Here is a 19,706-nt window from a genome sequence, read left to right as displayed (position 1 = left end):
TCAGGCGGCGTTGGTCACGAACCGTCCGTCCGACTGGTCGAGACGACGGCGGATCTGCGTTATCACCATCGAATCGTCGGGTACACAATTTTCATAGGTGAGGAAGTCGCCGGTCTTGATCGGCTTGACCACCTTGGCGCGTTCGGCAAGCCCGAGCGGCAGCGCACCCTTGGCGCGCGCGTCCTCCCAGGTCATGGCAAAGCCGCGATAGTCGGTCTCTCCGATCATGCCAAGCGATTGCCCGGCGCCGAGGTCGCTCTTGGCCACCGCCACTGCCTCGGCCACCGGATGGTCGAGCGGCTCCATGTCGGCGCGCTTGTAGACAACGGCGCGCGCCGCTGACAGCGGCACTTCCAGGCTGGTCAGGTGGTAGGGCCGGAAGATCGTGAAATAGGGGCCTTTGCCGACCTTCAGGTCGATCATGCGCTCCATCACGCGCGGGTGCCTGGTTTCGATGATACAGAAAACGCCAGGCGCCACGCCCTTGCCGATGGAATAGTCGACCACGCCCTTGCGGTGCAGCACGCCGCCATCTTCGCGCGGGCAGAGCACACTGGCGAGCTCCTTCAGCGACGCGGTCGGGCCGTGCATGCCCGGCACGTCGGGCACCAGGCCGGTGGCGTTGGCGATCGCCACCATTTCGATCGCCGTCTTGGAGCCGTCGACGAACTCGACCAGCATGCGCGCATTCATGTTGCGCTCGGCCGCTTCCTTGGCATAGTCGTCAGGCATGGCATCGAACTTCAGCGGGTTGTTCTTGCCCTTGCCGGCGGCGATGATGTTGAAGCCGAGGCTGCGGGCAAAGCCGATGATCTCCAGCGTGCAGGCAGGTTCGTCGCCGGCAGCACCCGTGTAGACGACGCCGGCCTTGCGGGCTTCCTCCTTGAGGAAGCGGCCGATGGTGATGTCGGCCTCGACATTGAGCATGACGATGTGCTTGCCGTTCTTCATCACTTCGAGCGCAAACAGCGTGCCGATGTTGGGATTGCCGGTGGCGTCGATGATGACGTCTATGCGGCCGGCCGCAGCCAGCGCATGCAAATCTTCGGTGACCGCGATCTTGCCGGCCTCGATGGCGCGGTCGATGGCCGAGGCATTGGCGGCCTGCACGATGTCGGAGCGGTCATGGCCGGCCAGCAGCGCTGCATCGATCGCCGCTTGCGGCCGCACCTCGGAAATGGCACCGATCCGCATGCCCGGCATCAGCGCCACCTGGACGACGATGTCGGTGCCCATCTGCCCGGCGCCGGCCAGGCCGATGGTGATAGGCCCCTGGGCTTCAGCGCGCTGCAGAAGTTCCGCTGCAAATTGCGGATGGGCCATATCGCTTCCTCCAGTCATGACGCGCCGCAGAATCTCCCCCCTCGTGGGGGAGATGTCCGGCAGGACAGAGGGGGGCGTGACGGATCGCTGCGGCCGCCATTTGGCGCCGCCTGCCACCCGACGATGATGACGGGGACGCGCCCCTCAGAAATATCCGTCCGACGCCGCCGTGGCCTCTTTCGATATTTCCGCCCCGTCGACCAGGATCTTGTCGACCAGTTCGTGGTGGAAGCACACCAGCCCCTTGATGCGCTCGGCCTCGTGCACCGGCTCGGGATAGTACCACACCATGTTCTCGTGCCGCTTGGTGGCGGTCGTCACGTGGTAATAGTTGGAGATGCCCTTGTAGGGGCAGCGCGAGATGTAGCGGCTGGGCGCGAACATATCGAGCCTGGTGTCGGCGATCGGCAGATAGTGGCGCACCGGATGCCCAGTCTCGAACAGGAACACGCCGCGGCGCGAATCCGCCACTTGCTCGCCGTCGAGGATGACCTGCACCCGCCGTGACGAGGGCAGGCAGTCGACCCGGCGGAACGGATCGCGGGCGTGGACGAAAATCTCCTCATCCTCCTCGAACCAGTGGCCCATCTTGCTCCACACGAACGACATATAGCCTGCGATCGGCGGGCAACCCTTGGCCGGATCGAGATAGCGCCATGCCCCATCCTCGACCAGCGTGATGCCGGTATTGAGCGAGTAGAAGGTGGCGGTGCCCTTGTAGGGATCTTCGGTCGTCGTCTTCGAGGGCAGCAGGAACTCCTCGCGCACATCCTCTATCGGGAAATAATAGACCGGCAGGTGATCGGATTCGTGGAACACCAGCGCTCTCGTCGTGTCGGCGACGGTCATCGATCCCACCTGCACCCGCAGCCGTTTCAGCGACGGCATGGTGAAGGCGACGTAGCCGGGCTCGAACTCGTACTGGACGATCTGGTCGAGCACCGGGAAATGCGGTCCGCGACCGCGCAGATGGGACTTGCGAATGGTAGTCTCCCGCTTCTTGTCTTTTGTGGCTGAACGCTGGTGCATGGCTTGAGCCGGATGAGGTTCTTGTTGAGCACGATCAAACCCGAACCGAAGGTCAACGCAGCAAAACCTGATCGCTTTTGTCACGCGGGCCTTCAGTCCGGGATCCTCTACCCCACGGATACGCGATCGAGCAGCAGCCCGGCCGCAATCGGCGGCAGGCCGCTGACATTCTTGCGCACCGGCACCAGAAGGTCGGGGAAATAGCTGAAGATGACCGGCGTCTCGTCGAGCAGCAGCTTCTGGATGTCGGAGGCCGCACTGCGCTGCGCGCCGATGTCGAGCGCCTTCAGATAGGAGGTGACCATACCGTCATAGGCGGTGTTCTTGAAATGCGCCGCGTTCCACGGCCCGTCGCTGACCAGCGGGCTCTTCAGGAAGACGTTCGGCACACTGCGATGCGCGTAGTCGGTAATGCCGAGCGGGCTGTCCAGCCAGTCGGACTGGCCGAACACCGCCTTGCCGTAATATTTGTCCTGGTCCTCTATGTTGAGCGCGATGCGGGCGCCGATCTCCTTGGCAAAATTCTGGAACAGTTGCGCATAGCCCGGAATGTCGGAATAGCGCAGTGTCGTCAGCGTGATGTCGAAGCCGTTGGCAAGGCCGGCGGCCTCCATCAGTTGCTTGGCCTTGGCGATGTCCTGCGCCCGCTGCGGGATCGACTTGTCGGTAGCCGGGAAGGCCGGCGCGAACGGGCTGTCATTGCCGGTCGCCGCCATGCCGCGGCAAAGACCATCGACCAGCTTGGAGCGGTCTATGCAGAGCGCCAACGCCTGGCGCACGCGCTTGTCGGTGAACGGCGCCATGTCGCAGCGCATGTGCAACTGGCGGTGCGCGGTCGAGGCAACGCGCAGCACCGTGATATCGGGGCTGTTCAGCACCACCTGGCTGACATCGAGCGGCACGGCGTCGAGCAGGTCGACTTCGCCCGCCTGCAGCGCCAGGATGCGCGGCTGCACGTCGCCGTAGAATTTGAATTCTAGCCGGTCGGGTAGCGCCTTTTCGCCCCAATAGTCGGGGTTGCGCACGAAGGTTGCGCCGACCTTGGGCGTGTAGCTTTCCAGCCGGAAGGGCCCAGTACCTTCGAAGGTCTTTTCGTAGTCGCCCTTGTAGCTCGCCGGCAGGATGACGGCGTTGTAATTGTCGATCGACACCGAATAGGGAAAGCTGCCGTTTGGCGCGTCGAGATGGAAGGCGACGGTGTGGTCGTCCACCTTCTGGGTGCCGCCTTTCGACAGCAGGCCCTTGAACACCGACAGCGCGTTGGAGGCGCCGGCGGGATCGGCCAGCCGGTCGAAAGTGGCGACGACGTCGTCGGCCTTGAACTCTTCGCCATTGTGGAATTTGACGCCCTTGCGCAGCTTGAAGGTCCACACGCTGCCGTCTTCGTTCGGCGCCCAGCTTTCGGCCAGCACCGGTCTTAGGGTGAGGTCCGGCTGAGTGACGCAGAGAAACTCGGCGGTCTGGAACACCAGCTGATAGCTGCCGCTGTCATAATAGGTGACGGGGTCGATGGCGCCGCCCGGCGTGGCGATGCCGGCGCGCACCGTGCCGCCCGGCTTGCCCTCGGCGCGGGCAGGCTGCGTGCCGTAACCCACCGCCGCGACAAGGCTGCCGAGGAACGGCAGCGACAGGCCGAGCATGCTGCCATGCCTGAGGAAATCGCGCCGGCCGATGCGGCCGGCCAGCAATTCGTCGACAGCGGAATTTTCGATGGCGCTTAAGGTCTTGCGGGCGGCATCGATGGTCTGGAAATGCTTCGGCATGGGCGGCATTCCTGTTTTCGCGGGGGGCTCCGCTAAATAGTTCACTGTTGACCCCGACCGGAAAGCGATATTTTTTGATGGCGGCCATCGAAATTTTCGATGGTGGAGCCAAATCATGGACACTGAAAATCTGCGCAGTTTTCTCGAGGTTGCCACCCATGGCAGCTTCACCGTCGCCGCCAGCCGGCTGAACCTCGCCCAGTCGACGGTCAGCGCGCGGATCAGGGGCCTGGAGGAGCAACTGGGGCGCCGGCTTTTCGTGCGCGACCGCGATGGCGTCACGCTGACGCCGGCCGGCCGCCAGTTCCTGCCGCACGCTTCCTCGATCACCCGCACCTGGGAACAATCGCGGCAGGACATCGCCGTTCCCGATGGCTATGAGACGCTGCTGCGGCTGACCGCACCCGCCTATCTGTGGGACCGCATCACCTCGTCCTGGATCGCCTGGATGCGCGAAAGGCGGCCCAACGTCGCGCTCCGGCTCGAAGGCAGTTTCCCCGACCAGGCGATCGACCAGCTGGCCGAAGGCCTGCTCGACATTTGCATCCTCTATCTGCCGCGGCCGCATCCCGGCGTCGTCTACGAGACGCTGGCCGTCGATCAGGTCGTGCTTGTCCAGCATGCCACCCAGACCAGACCATGGGCCGAGAACTACATTTTCATGGACTGGGGACTGGAGTTCCGCATCGAACACGACCGCGCCTTTGCCGGCATGATCAAGCCGGCCATATCGGCCGGGCTGGTGTTCATCGGCCTGCAGCATGTGCTGTCGCAGCAGGCTGCCGCCTATCTGCCGCTCAGCGCCGTCAGCGGCCATATCGAGCGCGGCGAAATACGCCGCATCGAGGATGCACCGGTCTTCCAGCGGCCGATCTATCTCGCCTATCCCGCCAACCCCGCCTCGTCGGATACGCTCAATGTCGCGCTCGACGGATTGCGCGCGTTGGCAAAGGACTGGACCGCGGCTGAAGGGTTTGCCGAAGGCGATCGCGTCTTCAGCATGGCCGATACCTATCGGGGCTAATGCATGTCGCTCAAAAGTGGTCCCGGTTTTGAGAGAACGACATGCACAAAACAAAGAGCTAAAGCGCGTCGCCTGAACCCGTTCAAACGCGACGCGCTTTAGCGCCTCAGGCAGGCACTGGCTGCTTCGGCGCCTGCAGCCTTGCCAGCTCCGCATAGGGAATATGGCAGCGGATCGAATGGCCGGGCTGGGCTTCGCTGAGCGGCGGCTCCTTTTCCTCGCAGATCGCGCCGATCTTGCGCGGACAGCGTGTGTGGAACACGCAGCCCGACGGCGGATTGGTGGCGCTGGGGATTTCTCCGTCGAGGCGAATGCGCGTCGTCTCGGTTTGGTCGAGTTTTGGCACCGCCGACAGCAGCGCTTCCGTATAGGGGTGATGCGGCCCGGCAAAGACGTTTTCGGACGGCCCGAGCTCCATGATGCGGCCGAGATAGAGCACGGCGATCTTGTCAGAGAGGTAACGCACCACGCCAAGGTCGTGCGAGATGAAGATGTAGCTGACATCTTCCTTCGACTGCAGGTCGGCAAGCAGGTTGAGGATCGCCGCCTGCACCGAAACGTCGAGCGCCGAGGTCGGCTCGTCGCAGACGACGATACGCGGCTCGCCGGCAAAGGCGCGCGCAATGGCGACGCGCTGCTTCAGACCGCCCGACAGCTGGCGCGGCTTGACGGCGAGATGCCGGTCGGTAAGCCGCACCGAACGGACGAGTTCTTCGAGGCGGGCCTGCAATGCAGCACCCTTCAAGCCGGCCAGCCGCTTCAACGCCCGGCTAATCAAATGGCGGATCGAATGCGAGCGGTTGAGCGCCGAATCCGGGTTCTGGAAGACGATCTGCATCGCCTTGATCTGGTCGTCGCTGCGGTTCTCCAGCCTGGGCGCCAGCGTCTTGCCTTCGAGCTCGATGGTGCCGCCTTCGTCGGGCGGCACGAGACCGAGCAGCAGCCGGGCGAAGGTCGTCTTGCCGCTGCCGGATTCGCCGACCAGGCCCAGCGTCTCGCCGGGCTTCAGGCTGACCGAGACATCCTTCACCGCCCGCAGCGCATGGCCATGGCTGGCATAGGTCTTGTTCAGCCCCTCGACGCGCAGCACCGCCGGCGCTTCCTTGCGAGCGGGGACCGAGACATCGCTTGGCGTAGCGCGCGGCAGCGCCTGCGCCTGCTCGTGATAGTGGCAGCGCGACAGCCGCACACCCCCATGGCCATCGTCAAGCTCATAGAGGGGTGGCAATTCGGTGCGGCAGCGGTCCGTCGCCAGCGCGCAGCGGTCGGCGAAGGCGCAGCCTTTGATGGTGGCGCCGATGCCGGGCAGGAAGCCCGGTATGGTGTCGAGGCGGCCATGGTCTTTGCGCTGGCCGCCGCGCGGCAGGCAGCGCAGCAGCGCCACCGTATAGGGATGGCGCGGATCGCTGAACACGCGATCCGTCGGCCCTTCCTCGACCAGCATGCCGGCATAGAGCACGCCGACCCGGTCGCACATGTTGGAGACGACGGCGAGATTGTGGCTGATGAACAGGATCGAGGCCGAAAGTTCGCGCCGCAACTGCGCGATCAGGTCGAGCACCTCGGCTTCCACCGTCGCATCGAGACCGGTCGTCGGCTCGTCGAGGATCAGCATGGTCGGATCGTTGGCCAGCGCCATGGCAATCGCCACGCGCTGCTGCATGCCGCCCGACAGCTGGTGCGGATAGCGCTGCATGACGCTCTTCGGATCGGAAATGCGCACACGGTTCAGCATGGCGATGGCGCGGTCTTCCGCCGCCTGTCCGGTCACACCGCCGAGTTCGAAAATCTCGGTCAGCTGACGGCCGATGCGCAGCGACGGGTTCAGCGCCTTGCCTGGGTCCTGATAGACCATCGACACGCTGTCGGCGCGGGCGCGCCTGAGTGCTTCGGCGTCGAGCTTCATCACATCCTGGCCGTCGAGCGAAATCGCCCCGCCGGTGATCGAGCCGTTACGCGGCAAATAGCGCACCACGGTGAGCGCCACCGTGGACTTACCGCAGCCGGATTCGCCGACCAGCCCATAGGCCTCGCCCTGGCCGATGTTCAGGCTGAGATTGCGCAGCACCGCGCGGTTGCGGCCATTGACGCGGTAGGCGACGGAGAGGTCATGGAGTTCGAGTGCGTTGGCGGCTTTCTCAGTCATTGAGCGCCCCCTGAACGCCGTCGGCCGCCAGATTGACGCCGATCACCAGCGAGGCGATGGCGAGCGCGTCGAACAGCACCGTCCACCAGAAGCCGCCGCCGATCATGCCGTAATTGCTGGAGATCGACAGTCCCCAGTCGGGCGAGGGCGGCTGGATGCCGAAGCCCATGAAGGAAAGCGTGGCAACGGCGAAGATCGCATAGCCGAGACGCACCGTTGTCTCGACGAGGATCGGCGGAATGACGTTGGGCAGGATTTCGACGAACATCGTATGCAGGGCGCTCTCATGCCGGAGCTGGGCAGCAGCGACATAGTCGAGTTCGCGTTCGGCCAGCACGGCCGAGCGCACGGTGCGGGCAATGATCGGCGCGAAGCTCAGGCCGATGACGACGATGACGGTTGCCTTGGAGGTGCCGAGCGCGACGATTGCCAGCAAGGCGACAATGACCACGGGGATGGCCATGAAGGCTTCGAGGATGCGGCTGACGATGTCGTCGACAATGCCCCGGAAATAGCCGGTGAAAAGGCCGAGCGCGGTGCCGGCCACCGTCGCCAGCAACGTCGCCAGCGGCGCAACCGTCAGGATGTCGCGCGAGCCGACGATGACGCGCGAGAAGACGTCGCGGCCGATCTGGTCGGTGCCGAACCAGTGCTCGCCCGAAGGCGGTGCCAGCGCGTTGATGATGTCGTCGGCAAGCGGGTCGTAGGGCGCGAAATGCTCGCCGAACAGCGCGCAGGCGACCCAGAACAGCACGATGCCAAGACCGACGAGAAAAGTCGGCGACCGCAGCAGCGAGAAGAACACTTCGGCCCAGGGGCCGCGCCGGGCGGCGGTGTCGGGCGCCGGTATGGTTTCGGTGGCGCTCATTGGTCTGTCCCCAGGCGAATGCGTGGATTGAGCACGGAATAGAGAAAGTCGGCGGCAAGGGTGGCCACCGCATAGACGATGCCGATGGTCAGGATGCCGGCCTCGAGGATCGGGAAATCCTTGCCGCGCGCGGCGGTGAAGATCAGCGAGCCGATGCCCTGGTAGCGAAACAGCGTCTCGATGACGACGAGGCCGCCGATGAGATAGCCGGTTTGCGTGGCAATGACTGTGATGGTCGGCAGCAGCGCGTTGCGCAGCACATGGCGCCAGATCACTGTGCGCCACGGCAGGCCCTTGAGCACGGCGGTGCGCGTATAGTCGGAATCGAGCGCCTCGATCATGCCGGAACGCGCCATGCGGGCGATATAGCCGAACAGCACCAGGAACAGCGGCAGCGACGGCAGGATCAGATAGTAGAGCTGCGTGAAGAAGCCGGCATTCTTCGGCCATGCCGCCGAAATCGGCAGCCAGCGCAGCCAGACACCGAAGATCAGGATCAGGATGATGCCGGTTACGAACTCGGGCAGCACCGTCACAGACAGGCCGCCGAGGCTGATGATGCGGTCGAGCGGGCGGTTGAGGTTGAGCGCGGCAATCACGCCGCCGAGGATGCCGATCGGCACCACCAGCACGAAGGCGACCGCGGCGAGCTTCATCGAATTGACGAGCGCATCGAGCACGAACGGCGCCACCGGCGAGCGGAAGATATAGGACGTCCCCATGTCGCCCTGGATGAAATTCCAGATCCAGCTGCCATATTGGGTGAGCAGCGGACGATCGACGCCGAGCGTGTGGTTCAGCGCATCGACGGCGCGCTGGTCGGCGAACGGCCCCAATATGGCGCGCCCGACATTTCCGGGCAGCACCTGGCCGCCCAGAAACACCATGATCGAGAGCAGGAACAGGGTGACGAGCGACAGCGACACACGCCGGGCGAGGAAGGAGAGAATGGCATCGACTCCTATGAAAGGCCGGCCATGCCGGGGACGTCGGACAAATTCAGTATGACAGGCGGCTCGAACGCCGTCACCGGCGGAACGGCGCCTGCAAATCGCGACACCTGGACCAGCGTCGAATTACAGGTCGGCGACTGGGCAAGGCGCGACGTGCCCCGGTCCGCCGTCAGCACATTCGGGTTGCCGTGCTTTTCCAGGCTGGGCGATTGCCCGGGTTCGACGGGGTCGAACCATGCGCCGGTCGGCAGTTGCACGACGCCGGGGATCACCCCGTCGGTCAGGATTGCCCCGGCCAGGCACGATCCGCGATCGTTGAAGACGACGACAATCTCTCCATCCAGGATGCCGCGCGCCGCGGCATCGGCCGGGTTCATCTGCAGCGGTGCGCGGCCGGACACCTTGCCGGCGCGGCTGACCGAGCCGTGGTCATACTGGCTGTGCAGCTTGTCGGCTGGTTGCGGCGACAAAAGATGCAGCGGAAATTGGCCGGCAAGGTCGCTACCCAGCCACTCCCGCGGCTCCCGCCACACGGCATGGCCCGGACAGTCGTCATAGCCGAAGGAATCGATCGTCGCGGAGAACAGTTCGATACGGCCTGACGGGGTCGCCAGCCGGTGCTGCTGCGGATCGGCACGGAACGAGCCAAGGAACGTCTGCGACGTAACCTTGCGGGCAAGCTCGGCGTGGCCGTCATGCCAGAAACGGTCGAATGGCGGCATCTCGACTCCGGCCGCGGCCGCATTGTCCCTTGCCTGGTCGTAAAGCAGGCGAATCCATTCGTCGGCCTCGCGCCCTTCAGTGAAGGCTTCGCTTGTGCCGAGCCGCGCCGACAGGTCGCGGAAGATACGATAATCGTCACGTGCCTCCCCGACCGGATCGATCGCCTGTTTCATGGCGACCACGTGGTTTTCGCGGTTCGAAAAGGCGAGATCGTTCCTTTCCAGCGGTGTGGTGACCGGCAGCACGATGTCGGCATGGCGCGCCGTCGCCGTCCAGAAGGGCTCGTGAACGATGACCGTCTCCGGCCGCTGCCACGCCTCGACGAGACGGTTCAGATCCTGATGGTGGTGGAATGGATTGCCGCCGGCCCAGTAGACCAGCCTGACATCGGGATAGGACAGCTCAGCGCCGTTGAATTCGAACGACCCACCGGGATCGAGCAGCATGTCGGCCACACGCGCCACAGGTATGAAATCCGGTACGCCGTTGCGGCCCTGCGGCACGGACGGCCAGCGAAAGCCGAGCTCCGGCCGTCCGGCGCCGTTCGTCGATGAATAGCCGAAGCCGAACCCGCCGCCGGGCAATCCGATCTGGCCGAGCAGAGCGGCGAGCGTGATCGCCGCCCAGTAGGGCTGCTCGCCATGGTCGGCACGCTGCAGCGACCAACTGACCATCAGCATGGTGCGCTTGGTTGCCATCTCCCTGGCCAGCGCGATGATTTTTTCCGCTGTCATGCCGCTCAGCGCCGCCGCCCAGGCCGGATCCTTCGGCTGGCCGTCGCTTTCGCCCATGACATAGGCCCGCACGACCTCGAAGCCGGTGCAGTAGCGCGCCAGGAAGGCTTCGTCGTGACGGCCCTCGCTGATCAGCACATGGCACAGCGCCAGCATGACGGCGGTGTCACTGTTCGGCCGCAGCGGCAGCCATTCGGTCTCCACACCGCGCGGCGCGTCGTCGCGCACGGGTGAGACATTGATGAGCCGAGCGCCGTTGGCGACGGCCCTTTGCAAGGCTGCCGAGGCTTCATGGCGTGCCGCGCCGCCGCCCTGGATCTGCGCATTGCGCCAAGGCAGCCCGCCAAAGGCGACGATGAGCTGGCTGTGCTGCTCGATCCCGTCCCAGGTGGAATGATTGCCGGTGAGGCCGTCGGTCCCACCGAGCACATGCGGCAGGATGATCTCGCCCGCGCCGTAGGAGTAGCTGAGGACCGAGCTTGTGTAGCCGCCGATTGTGTTGAGGAAGCGGTGGACCTGGCTTTGGGCATGGTGGAATCGCCCGGCGCTCGCCCATCCGTACGATCCCGCATAGATCGCGGCGTTGCCATGCGCGGTGCGGACCCGGTCAAGCTCGGCCGCGACGATGTCGAGCGCCTTCTCCCAGGGCACCTCGACAAAGGCTTCGCCGCCCCGCCGGCCGCGGACTGCCGATCTGTCCCCTTCGAGCCAGCCGCGCCTGATGGCGGGTCGCGCGACGCGCATGTTTCCCTGCGCGGCGCCGAGCAAGGACTGGCCGATCGGCGACGGATCGCGATCGCCGCTCCACGGTTCGACACCGACGAGCCTGCCGTTCTCGGTCCTGACCTCGTATGTCCCCCAATGCATGGTAGTGAGCAGGGTTCTGGACTCCATTGGACACGTCAATGTGGGATCATTCACGATGGCCCAAGCCGGGCAGGCGCCATGCGCACTGTCCCGGCTAGTCATCAGGTGCCAGCCCCTGGCCTGGGGCTGGCGGTTGTGGGATCAGCTCTTCCTCGTGTTCAGGCCTTCGATGCCTTTTCGAGGAACAGCTGCGACATCGCTGTCGGCTGTACGCCCGTCACGCCCTTCGCCGTCGCCGTCAGATAGTCGTAGAAATAGCCGAAGATCACCGGCGTTTCCTCGAGCAGCAGCTTCTGGATCTTGCCGGCATCCGCCTTCTGCGCTTCGAGGTCGAGGGCGGCGATGTAGCTGGTCGCCAGCGCGTCATAGTCCTTGTTCTTGAAGTGCGCTGCGTTCCAGGTGCCCTCGCTCTTCAGCGGCGCGGCTAGGAAAACGTTTGGCACGCCGCGGTGGCCGTAATCGGTGATGCCCATCACTGAATCCAGCCAGTTCGATTTGCCGAACACCGCATCGCCATAATAGGCGCCTTGATCGAGGATGTTGAGCTCGAGCTCGATACCGATTTCCTTGACCGCATTCTGGATAAGCTGGGCGTATTCAGGGATTTCCAGATAGCGCTCGGTGGTCAGCGTCACCTTGAAGCCCTTGCCGGCGCCCGCCGCTTCCATCAACTGTTTGGCCTGTGCGATATCCTGCTTGCGCTGCGGCACGGTCGGGTCGGTCGAGGGATAGACGGAGGCAAACGGGCTGTCGTTACCGACAACGGCGCGGCCCTTCATCAGTCCGGCGACCAGTTTGTCGCGATCAAGGCTGAGCGCGATGGCGCGGCGCACGCGCGAATCCTTGAAGGGATCGGCATCGCACTGCAGATGCAGCTGCTGGTGGGCGACCGATTTCAGGCTGATGATGTCTATGTTCGGATCGCTGAGCAGGCCGACGCCGGCCAAAACTGGCAGCTGGTTGATGATGTCGACCTGGCCGCCCTGCAGCGCCAGGATCATTGGCTGCGTGTCGGCGAAGAAGGTGAATTCGGTGCGCTCCGGCAGTGCCTTTGGTCCCCAATAGTCCTCGTTGCGGACGAAGGAGGCGCCGACTTTTGCCGTGTATTTTTCGATCTTGAACGGCCCGGTGCCGTCGAAGCTCTTTTCGTAGTCGCCCTTGTAGCTGGCTGGCACGATGACGGCGTTGTAGTTGTCCGACGACAGCATGTAGGGGAAGTTGCCGTTCGGTGCGTCAAGGTGGAATTCGACCGTATAGTCGTCGACCTTCTTCGAGGCGCCTTTCTGCAGGATGCCGTTGAAGACCGACAGCGCGTTGGAGGAATTCGCCGGATCGGCGAGGCGGTCGATGCTGGCCACCACGTCGTCGGCCTTCATCTCGCCGCCCGAGTGGAATTTCACGCCCTTGCGCAGCGTGAACGTCCACACCGTGCCGTCGGTGTTCGGCTTCCAGCTCTCCGCCAGCGCCGGCTGCAGCACCAGATCGGGGCCGTCGACGCAGAGGAATTCGGCCACCTGCTGCAGGACGACAAGGCCGCCGGCATCGGCGATGGTCACCGGGTCGATCGCCGCGGCCGGCACGCTGCTGGCGACGCGAATGGTGGCGCCCGGCGCACCTTGAGCGCGGGCGAGTGAAGGCATGCCGCCGAAGCCGGCCGCCGTGGTGATGCCGCCGAGCAGCGGCAGCGACAGGCCGAGCAGGCTGCCATGGCGAATGAATTCGCGGCGGCTGACGCGGCCGTCGACGAGCCCGTCGATGAGGTGGTTTTCGAGCGGCGTGCGCTGGCGCCGGACGAGGTCGAGAAGGCGGTAATTCTTGATCATGGGTTCTACCCTTTCCCCTGCATTTTTGGTTGGTTGGTACGTTCTTATGGCTGACGAAATTCCTGGGAGTTCTCCTTATCCCGGCCGTCAACTAAGTCTCTCGACCGGGACTGTAGCACGCGATTTTTGGCGGTCCATCCGGTCCTTCGGCGAAGAGGGACCGGATTTCACGAGGCAATGCTTTTAACCCGTTCGTCCCGCGCGCTTGTGATCGTTGTCCCAGCCGCAGGCTTCTCTTGTTGTATCCGTCTCTTGTCGGCTTGTGTGATCACTCCTCGTTGTTTTGACGCAATTGCGGGCGGAAAACCGCCTAGTTCAAAGGCAGCCGGCGATAGGTGCCGGGCTTTTCCGGATCGTGGTATTTGTTGCACGGCCCGTTCAGGGCGAAGTCGCGATGGCAGGCGGCAAGCCTGTCCTGCGACAGCTTGACGCCGAGGCCGTGTCCTTCCGGCACCGGCACGACATTGTTCTTCGGCACGAACGGCCCTTCCTCGATAATATCCATCGGCTGCATGCGAAACAGCGACTGGTTGGGCTCCCGGATCCAGCCAAGTGCCGCGCACAGATGCAGGTAGCAGGCGCTGCCGACGCCGGTGTCGCCGCTGTAGCACCAGTAGTCGATGCCGGCATGCTCGCAGGCGCCGACAAAGCGCTGCATGCGGCCGATGCCGCCATGCGCGGTCGGGTTGCCGACAAAGGCGTCCGGCACCTTCAGCTCCATGGCGCGCGCAATGTCGATATTGTGGGTCGAGAACGGGATCGAGGTGTGACGCCGCAGCTCACGCATCTCCTCGATGGTCGCGACGGGATCCTCCCAGTTGCGCACGCCAAGCTCCTCAAGCGGCCGCGCCAGCTGCCTGGCCGTGGCCAGCGAGTAGGCCTGGTTGGAATCGATGCGGATCATCACATCGTCGCCGAGCTTTTTGCGGATCAGCTCGACCATCTTCAGGGAGAGTTTCGGATCATCCGTCGAGAACTTGCCTTCGAAGAAGGTGGTGCCGAAGCGCTCATGCAGTTCGACGCAATAGTCGGCGACTTCTTCGGGCGTCTTCTCGCCTTTCACCTTCGCACCATCGCCACGCAGCGAAAAATAGTCGGTGAAGGGAATGTCCTTGCGCACGGCGCCACCGAGCAATTGGTAGAGCGGCTGCTTCCACGCCCTTCCGCGCAGGTCCCACAGGGCCACCTCGATAGCGCCGAAGGCCATGATGCGGGTGCGGTCGTTGATCGACTGCACGCCGCTCCAGAAGGGCAGGCAGACTTCCTCGGCGCCGGCTATGTCGAAAGCGTCGCGGCCGACGAGCCGCTGCGCCAGCACATCGTTGATGACGGCTGCGGCCGCCGGCGTCGGCGCCTCGCCGATACCGATCAGCCCGTCTTCGGTTTCGACCTCGACGATGGTCGGCGAGAAGCCGTCGAGTTCGCCGAACACCCAGACGTAAGGGGCTTCGAGCCGGTAGTTGATCGGCGTTGCTTTGATGCGCTTGATCTTCATCTCAGCCGATCTCGAAGAACGGTTTCCCGAGCAGGTCGGGCACGACATCGATGCCGAGGCCGGGGCCGTCGGGAATGCCCATATGGCTGCCGGTGACCGGTGGGGCGTTGGTGGCAGTTCGCACAGTCACCCATTCGTGGAAGGCGATCGCATGCAGCCGGCGTTCCGCCGGCGTCGACAGCGACAGATGCGCCATCGCCGCCGTATCGATTTCTGCGCCGCCCGTATCTTCGACCGTGATCATGAAGCCGAGATCGACGGCGACGTCGCGGATCTGCCGGGTTCTGGTCACGCCGCCCAGCCGCGAGATCTTCAGCGTCAGCCCGTCGGCCGCGCCCAGTCGGTGAATTTCCAGCATCGCCTCCAGCGAGATAACGCTCTCGTCGAGCACCATCGGCTTGTCGAGCATGCGGCGCACCGACATGTTCTCCTCGATCATGGTGCAGGGCTGCTCGAACGTGTAGTCGATGCCGCGCGTCGCGTCGGCGAACTGGCGTGCCTGATAGGGCGTCCACCCCGCATTGGCGTCGCAGAAAATCACCGTGCCTTTCGGCACAGCCGAGGCGACCGCCGTCACCCGCTCGATGTCGTCATGCACGTTGCCGCCGACCTTGACCTGCAGGCGGCGGCAGCCCTCGGCGATGATCCTTTTGGCCAGTGCCGCCATCTGATCGAGCGTGCCATGGGTGACGACGCGGTAGGTCTCCGCCATATCGCTTTCGCGGCCGCCGAGCATGGTCACCAGCGGCACGTCGGCGGCGCGCGCGGCAAGGTCCCAGCACGCCATGTCGAGCGCCGACTTGATATAGGGATGGCCCTTGAACACCGTATCCATCAGCCGGCCGATGCCGGCGAGGCCACGCGGGTCCTGGCCGATGAGATGTGGCGCGATCTCCACCACGCCAGCGCGGGTGCCGGCCGGAAAGGCGGCCGAGTAGAAATTGCCGAGCGGCGCCATCTCGCCCCAGCCGGTCACGCCGCTGTCGGAGGTGATGGCGACGATCACCGCGTCGAAGCAGTCGGCGACCCGCCCCTTGGACATGCGGTAGGGCCCGTCCACGAAAGGCTGCACGACACGATAGGCCTTGATGGATTTGATCTGCACTTTGTCTGTCCGTTGGCTGTGATGGTGAGGGTCAGGAGCCCGCGCGTTTTTCGAGGCCGCGCGTATAGGCAAGCAGCTCTTCGAAATCGAGGTCGATATGCTCGCGCGCATGGCGCTGGGCGGCGCGCATATCGGTGCCCTTCAGCAGCCGCACATAGGTCTCGTGGACATCTTCCGCCGGCACCGGCTCGTTGCGCGCCCGCTGGTGCAGGGCAAAGTACATTTGCAGCCGGCTGGTCAGCCGCTGCCAGGTTTCCAGAAGCACCGAATTGTCGGCCCACTCATAGATCAGCCCGTGCAATTGCAGCGCGGTCTCGATCTGGCGGGTAGTATCTAGCGCGCGCGTCGCCTGCTTTACCGCTTCGTGGCGGCGGTCGAGCTCGTCGAAGAAGCGCTGGTCGCGCAGCTTCCAGGTCCGCTCGATGGCGAATTCATCGAGCACCTTGTTCAGCGAATAGGCGTCGTCAATGTCCTTGGCGGTGACATCGATGACGAAAGTGCCGGCATAGGGAATGCTGGTCAGGATGCCTTCCTGCACCAGCTCGCGCATCGCCTCGCGCAACGGCGCACGGCTGACCCGCATCTGTTCGGCGATCCTGAGCTCATTGAGCTTCTGGCCGGGTTCCAGCTGGCCGGTCAGGATCGCGCGCCTGAGCAGCGCGACGATCTCGGCCCGCCGTGTCGTATCCGCGATCGGACTGAAATCCAGCTTGGCCATGTCGCCACTCCATTGAGAGCCGGAAACAAGACAAGCAGATTGTCGACAATCCTACAAGAGGTCATTTCTGGATTCTTGTGCGCGGGTGGCGTGTCAGCCTTTTGGCCTCAAGCAGCGCGGCCGTAGAAGCCGACGCGCTCCTCGTTGCTGAACATCACGCCCGGCTTCTCATAGTAGGAAAACACCGCGATCATCCGCTCGCGCTCGCCCTCGACGGTGGTGACGCGATGCGCGGTGTTCTTGCCGCGGAATACATTCAACGTGCCTGGCTTCAGGCGCAGGATTTTCGCTTCGGGATCGCGCCCTTCCAGCAGCTTTGCGACGCCGTCATAGTTCGGGTTCTCGTCCGACCGCAGATCGGTGCGATACTCGAAGTCGCCGCCGCGCTCCGGCGCCTGCAGCAAGAGCGTGGTGGTGAATTCCGAACGGTCGAAATGCCAGTTCAGCGCTTCGCCGGCGCGGTAGGCCATGACATTGGTGCGCGCCAGTGGGTCCTGCATGACATGCAGCCTGCTCTTGCCCATCGCCGCCGCCAGGAAGCGCAGCAGCGGCTCGTATTCGTAGATGGCCAGCACGGTGCTGGCGGGAATCTGGTCGGCGCAGACCGTATGGCTGATGGTCTCGACCTTGCGGAGCGCCGGGTGATCAGGAGCAAGTTCGGGAAGGTCCGGCTTGAAGTAGATGTTGTGCATGCGCCTGTGCACATGCGATCGCGCCGCCATCACCGGCTGGATTTCGCCGACCGCCTTTTCGGCCACGCCGGGCCGCAAAAACCCTTCGAGGTTGAACATGCCGTCGGTTTCGAGTGCGGCGACGGAGGTGTCCACCAGCCGCTGCCATTCAGGGCTGCCTTCGCGGTCCAGCGGGTAGCGGTCGAGGTCGAGAATGTCTTTCATCGTCAAATGCTCCGGTTTTCGAAAGCAGAAGACGACAAAAAAATCTTTCTCTCAACGTGGAAAATTATTAGGGTTGCCCAAGAAAATATTGAGGAAGCGATATGGAGAAGCTACCGCCCTTGAACGCCGTGAGGGCTTTCGAAGTTGCCGCCCGCGCCGGCAGCTTCACGCTTGCCGCCACTGAACTTGGCGTTTCCTCCGCCGCCGTCAGCCAGCAGATCCGCAACCTCGAAAGCTGGTTCGGCAAGCAGCTTTTCGTGCGCAACGGCAACCGCATCACGCTGACCGATGCCGGCCACGCCATCTATCCCCAGACGGCCCGCGCGCTCGGCGACATAGCGGCGGTCGGCCGGCGCATGCTGGAGGGCGGCGTGCGGCCGCGTCTCGTCGTCAGCGTGCCGTTCTCGCTGGCCGAATTGTGGCTGGCGCCCCGGCTGGCGGAACTGCTCGACAGCTTCCCGCAAATGGCCATCGATATCCGCGTTGAGGACGATCCCGTCGATGTCGTGCGCCAGAACATCGACCTGCGCATCTCCTATGGCGACTATCACTATCCGGCGCTTCGGATGGTGCGGCTCGTGCATGATGAGGTGCTGCCGGTCGCCTCGCCCGATTTCCTGAAGCGCCACGGCAACGAAGGCTCCGTCCTGGCGGATATGCATGAAAGCCAGTTCATCCACACCAACTGGGGCCCAAACTATGCCTCGCATCCAAGCTGGGCGGACTGGTTCGCGGCCTCCGGCGGCAATCGCACGCCCGATCCCTCGCATGGCCGCCGCGTCGGCCTGTCCAGCCTGGCGATATCGGCGGCGAGACTGGGGCTGGGGGTCGCGCTTGGCCAGAGGACGATGGCTGATGCCGATCTCGAAGCCGGACGCCTGATCGCGCTCTCGCCAGTCTCCGTACGGCTTGGACAGCCTTATTGCGCCTTCATGCTGCCGGCGAAAGCCGAACGCGCCGACATAGCCGGGCTCGTCGCGCTGCTCGCTGCCACCCCAGGGAAAGTGAGCAGCGTTCCATAGAAAAACGGCGCCCTCGGCGTGGGAGCCGAGGGCGCCACAGAAACCGGGGCTGATGGGGGTTATCAGCTGGCCGGCTTTTCCGCAGGCAATGGCGAGATCGGCATTCCAGGTCCGATCTTCTGCAGATTGCCCGTTATCACCTGGTCGCCTTCGGCAACGCCGCTGAGGACGGCCACCAGATCGCCGCTGGTCGCGCCGAGCGACACGATGCGCTGGTCGACCGTGTTGCCCTTGCCGACGACATAGACATATTTGCCGAGCTGGCTCGAACCCAGCGCCACCTGCGGCACCATCAGTGCATCGGGAAGCTGCTTGATGTGCAGCCGCACGCGGACATACTGGCCCGGCAGCAGCGAGAACTTCGCATTGCCGATGGTGGCGCGCGCCGTAATCGTGCCGGTCGAGTGATCGACCGTGTTGTCGATGAAGGTGAGTTCGCCCTTCTGGCTGGCTTCGGTCTCGCCGGGCAGCAGCACCTCGACCTCGATCGGACCGGCCGCGCGGGCCTGCTCGATTTCGGCCAGGTCCGTCTCGCTCGGATTGAAGGTGACGTAGATCGGGTCGAGCTGCACCAGCGTGTTCAGCACCGTTCCGGCGACGCTGACCAGCGTACCGACCGAAGCCTGGTTGCGGCCGACGCGGCCGGCGAACGGGGCGTGGATTTCGGCATAGCTCAAATTGAGCTCGGCCGTCCGCACCGCCGCCTGGTTGACGGCAAGCGAGGCCTCGGCCTGGCGCAAGGTGCTGGTGCGTTGGTCGAACCCGTCCTTGGCGAGGTAGCCGCTCTTGGCGAGCTCGGAGCCGCGGCCGAGATTGGAACGCGCATAGTCGAGCGTTGCCTGGTCGCGCTGCACCTCGGCCTTGGCCTGGTCGAGGGCCGCCTGGAAGTCGTCAGGCGAGATCTTGTAGAGCAGGTCGCCTTTGCGCACATCCGCGCCGTCCTCAGCCGTCTGTTCGTCAAGATAACCGGGCACGCGGGCCTGCAAGGTGACGCTGCGGATCGGCTCGATGCGGGCGGCGTAGTCGAGGTAGATCGGGATCGTCTTCTTGACCACGTTTGCCACCGGCACCGGCATCACGAAGGCCGCTGGCGCCGGCGTCGCTGACGCCGTGCCGGCATTGAGGCTGAGATTGCCCATATCGAGGAAGTGAACGCTTGCCACCGAGATCGCCCCCAGGGCGATGGCCGTTCCCAAAGCTATTTTCCATTTACGCAT

The 19,706-nt window shown here is 64.3% G+C and carries 15 protein-coding genes; 2 read left to right on the top strand and 13 right to left on the bottom strand.

From position 1 onward, the window contains the following. The 3 genes from AC1DYO_RS19650 to AC1DYO_RS19640 form a co-directional block, all read right to left on the bottom strand. Positions 1 to 1,323: an NAD(P)H-dependent oxidoreductase gene (locus tag AC1DYO_RS19650; protein ID WP_477266056.1), complete on the bottom strand. Its 1,323-nt coding sequence runs from the start codon at positions 1,321 to 1,323 to the stop codon at positions 1 to 3. A 144-nt stretch (positions 1,324 to 1,467) separates the two neighbouring features. Beyond that, complete coding sequence (locus AC1DYO_RS19645) at positions 1,468 to 2,352, bottom strand: DUF427 domain-containing protein (RefSeq protein WP_477266054.1); 885 nt, start codon at positions 2,350 to 2,352, stop codon at positions 1,468 to 1,470. Between the two features lie 107 nt (positions 2,353 to 2,459). Continuing rightward, positions 2,460 to 4,115 (bottom strand): ABC transporter substrate-binding protein, encoded by a 1,656-nt coding sequence (locus AC1DYO_RS19640; protein WP_477266052.1) that lies wholly within the window; start codon positions 4,113 to 4,115, stop codon positions 2,460 to 2,462. A 115-nt stretch (positions 4,116 to 4,230) separates the two neighbouring features. Here AC1DYO_RS19640 and AC1DYO_RS19635 point away from each other — a divergent pair, with 115 nt between their 5' ends. Then, on the top strand, positions 4,231 to 5,139 hold the full coding sequence (locus tag AC1DYO_RS19635) for a LysR family transcriptional regulator (protein WP_477266050.1): 909 nt from the start codon (positions 4,231 to 4,233) through the stop codon (positions 5,137 to 5,139). A 106-nt stretch (positions 5,140 to 5,245) separates the two neighbouring features. On the opposite strand, the gene AC1DYO_RS19630 is transcribed toward AC1DYO_RS19635, so the two are convergent. The 9 genes from AC1DYO_RS19630 to AC1DYO_RS19590 form a co-directional block, all read right to left on the bottom strand. Then, entirely contained in the window at positions 5,246 to 7,285 is a 2,040-nt protein-coding gene (locus tag AC1DYO_RS19630; RefSeq protein WP_477266048.1) for a dipeptide ABC transporter ATP-binding protein, read from the bottom strand. Next, positions 7,278 to 8,153, bottom strand: coding sequence for an ABC transporter permease (locus AC1DYO_RS19625; protein WP_477266046.1), 876 nt, complete (start codon positions 8,151 to 8,153; stop codon positions 7,278 to 7,280). The genes AC1DYO_RS19630 and AC1DYO_RS19625 overlap by 8 nt, the downstream gene beginning before the upstream one ends. Beyond that, complete coding sequence (locus AC1DYO_RS19620) at positions 8,150 to 9,103, bottom strand: ABC transporter permease (protein ID WP_477266256.1); 954 nt, start codon at positions 9,101 to 9,103, stop codon at positions 8,150 to 8,152. The genes AC1DYO_RS19625 and AC1DYO_RS19620 overlap by 4 nt, the downstream gene beginning before the upstream one ends. 11 nt (positions 9,104 to 9,114) lie before the next feature. After that, positions 9,115 to 11,457 (bottom strand): molybdopterin guanine dinucleotide-containing S/N-oxide reductase, encoded by a 2,343-nt coding sequence (locus AC1DYO_RS19615; protein WP_477266044.1) that lies wholly within the window; start codon positions 11,455 to 11,457, stop codon positions 9,115 to 9,117. A gap of 131 nt (positions 11,458 to 11,588) precedes the next feature. Continuing rightward, complete coding sequence (locus AC1DYO_RS19610) at positions 11,589 to 13,253, bottom strand: ABC transporter substrate-binding protein (protein ID WP_477266042.1); 1,665 nt, start codon at positions 13,251 to 13,253, stop codon at positions 11,589 to 11,591. Positions 13,254 to 13,563: 310 nt separating this feature from the next. Then, positions 13,564 to 14,748 carry a mandelate racemase/muconate lactonizing enzyme family protein gene (locus tag AC1DYO_RS19605; protein WP_477266040.1) on the bottom strand — a complete coding sequence of 395 codons (1,185 nt, stop codon included), beginning with the start codon at positions 14,746 to 14,748 and terminating at the stop codon, positions 13,564 to 13,566. A gap of 1 nt (position 14,749) precedes the next feature. Continuing rightward, positions 14,750 to 15,853, bottom strand: coding sequence for a mandelate racemase/muconate lactonizing enzyme family protein (locus AC1DYO_RS19600; RefSeq protein WP_477266038.1), 1,104 nt, complete (start codon positions 15,851 to 15,853; stop codon positions 14,750 to 14,752). A gap of 31 nt (positions 15,854 to 15,884) precedes the next feature. Next, positions 15,885 to 16,571 carry a GntR family transcriptional regulator gene (locus tag AC1DYO_RS19595; RefSeq protein WP_477266036.1) on the bottom strand — a complete coding sequence of 229 codons (687 nt, stop codon included), beginning with the start codon at positions 16,569 to 16,571 and terminating at the stop codon, positions 15,885 to 15,887. Between the two features lie 107 nt (positions 16,572 to 16,678). Then, positions 16,679 to 17,467, bottom strand: a complete 789-nt coding sequence (locus tag AC1DYO_RS19590) for a HalD/BesD family halogenase (protein WP_477266034.1) — start codon at positions 17,465 to 17,467, stop codon at positions 16,679 to 16,681. A gap of 101 nt (positions 17,468 to 17,568) precedes the next feature. On the opposite strand from AC1DYO_RS19590, the gene AC1DYO_RS19585 reads away from it, so the two are divergent. Further along, complete coding sequence (locus tag AC1DYO_RS19585) at positions 17,569 to 18,489, top strand: LysR substrate-binding domain-containing protein (protein ID WP_477266032.1); 921 nt, start codon at positions 17,569 to 17,571, stop codon at positions 18,487 to 18,489. Between the two features lie 62 nt (positions 18,490 to 18,551). Here the strand turns inward: AC1DYO_RS19585 and AC1DYO_RS19580 are convergent, their stop codons facing one another. Beyond that, positions 18,552 to 19,706 carry an efflux RND transporter periplasmic adaptor subunit gene (locus tag AC1DYO_RS19580; RefSeq protein WP_477266030.1) on the bottom strand — a complete coding sequence of 385 codons (1,155 nt, stop codon included), beginning with the start codon at positions 19,704 to 19,706 and terminating at the stop codon, positions 18,552 to 18,554.

It is taken from the genome of Mesorhizobium sp. P2_F5 (assembly GCF_056403715.1).
Note: the sequence above shows the minus strand (reverse complement) of the source record. Positions and strands in the feature narration are given on the sequence as shown.

Bases quoted from the DNA above. Each gene is read 5' to 3' on its own strand.
- AC1DYO_RS19580 (WP_477266030.1), bottom strand. From the start codon at position 19,706: ATGCGTAAATGGAAAATAGCTTTGGGAACGGCCATCGCCCTGGGGGCG.
- AC1DYO_RS19635 (WP_477266050.1), top strand. From the start codon at position 4,231: ATGGACACTGAAAATCTGCGCAGTTTTCTCGAGGTTGCCACCCATGGC.
- AC1DYO_RS19585 (WP_477266032.1), top strand. From the start codon at position 17,569: ATGGAGAAGCTACCGCCCTTGAACGCCGTGAGGGCTTTCGAAGTTGCC.
- AC1DYO_RS19590 (WP_477266034.1), bottom strand. From the start codon at position 17,467: ATGAAAGACATTCTCGACCTCGACCGCTACCCGCTGGACCGCGAAGGC.
- AC1DYO_RS19595 (WP_477266036.1), bottom strand. From the start codon at position 16,571: ATGGCCAAGCTGGATTTCAGTCCGATCGCGGATACGACACGGCGGGCC.
- AC1DYO_RS19650 (WP_477266056.1), bottom strand. From the start codon at position 1,323: ATGGCCCATCCGCAATTTGCAGCGGAACTTCTGCAGCGCGCTGAAGCC.
- AC1DYO_RS19615 (WP_477266044.1), bottom strand. From the start codon at position 11,457: ATGGAGTCCAGAACCCTGCTCACTACCATGCATTGGGGGACATACGAG.
- AC1DYO_RS19625 (WP_477266046.1), bottom strand. From the start codon at position 8,153: ATGAGCGCCACCGAAACCATACCGGCGCCCGACACCGCCGCCCGGCGC.
- AC1DYO_RS19640 (WP_477266052.1), bottom strand. From the start codon at position 4,115: ATGCCGAAGCATTTCCAGACCATCGATGCCGCCCGCAAGACCTTAAGC.
- AC1DYO_RS19605 (WP_477266040.1), bottom strand. From the start codon at position 14,748: ATGAAGATCAAGCGCATCAAAGCAACGCCGATCAACTACCGGCTCGAA.
- AC1DYO_RS19645 (WP_477266054.1), bottom strand. From the start codon at position 2,352: ATGCACCAGCGTTCAGCCACAAAAGACAAGAAGCGGGAGACTACCATT.
- AC1DYO_RS19610 (WP_477266042.1), bottom strand. From the start codon at position 13,253: ATGATCAAGAATTACCGCCTTCTCGACCTCGTCCGGCGCCAGCGCACG.
- AC1DYO_RS19630 (WP_477266048.1), bottom strand. From the start codon at position 7,285: ATGACTGAGAAAGCCGCCAACGCACTCGAACTCCATGACCTCTCCGTC.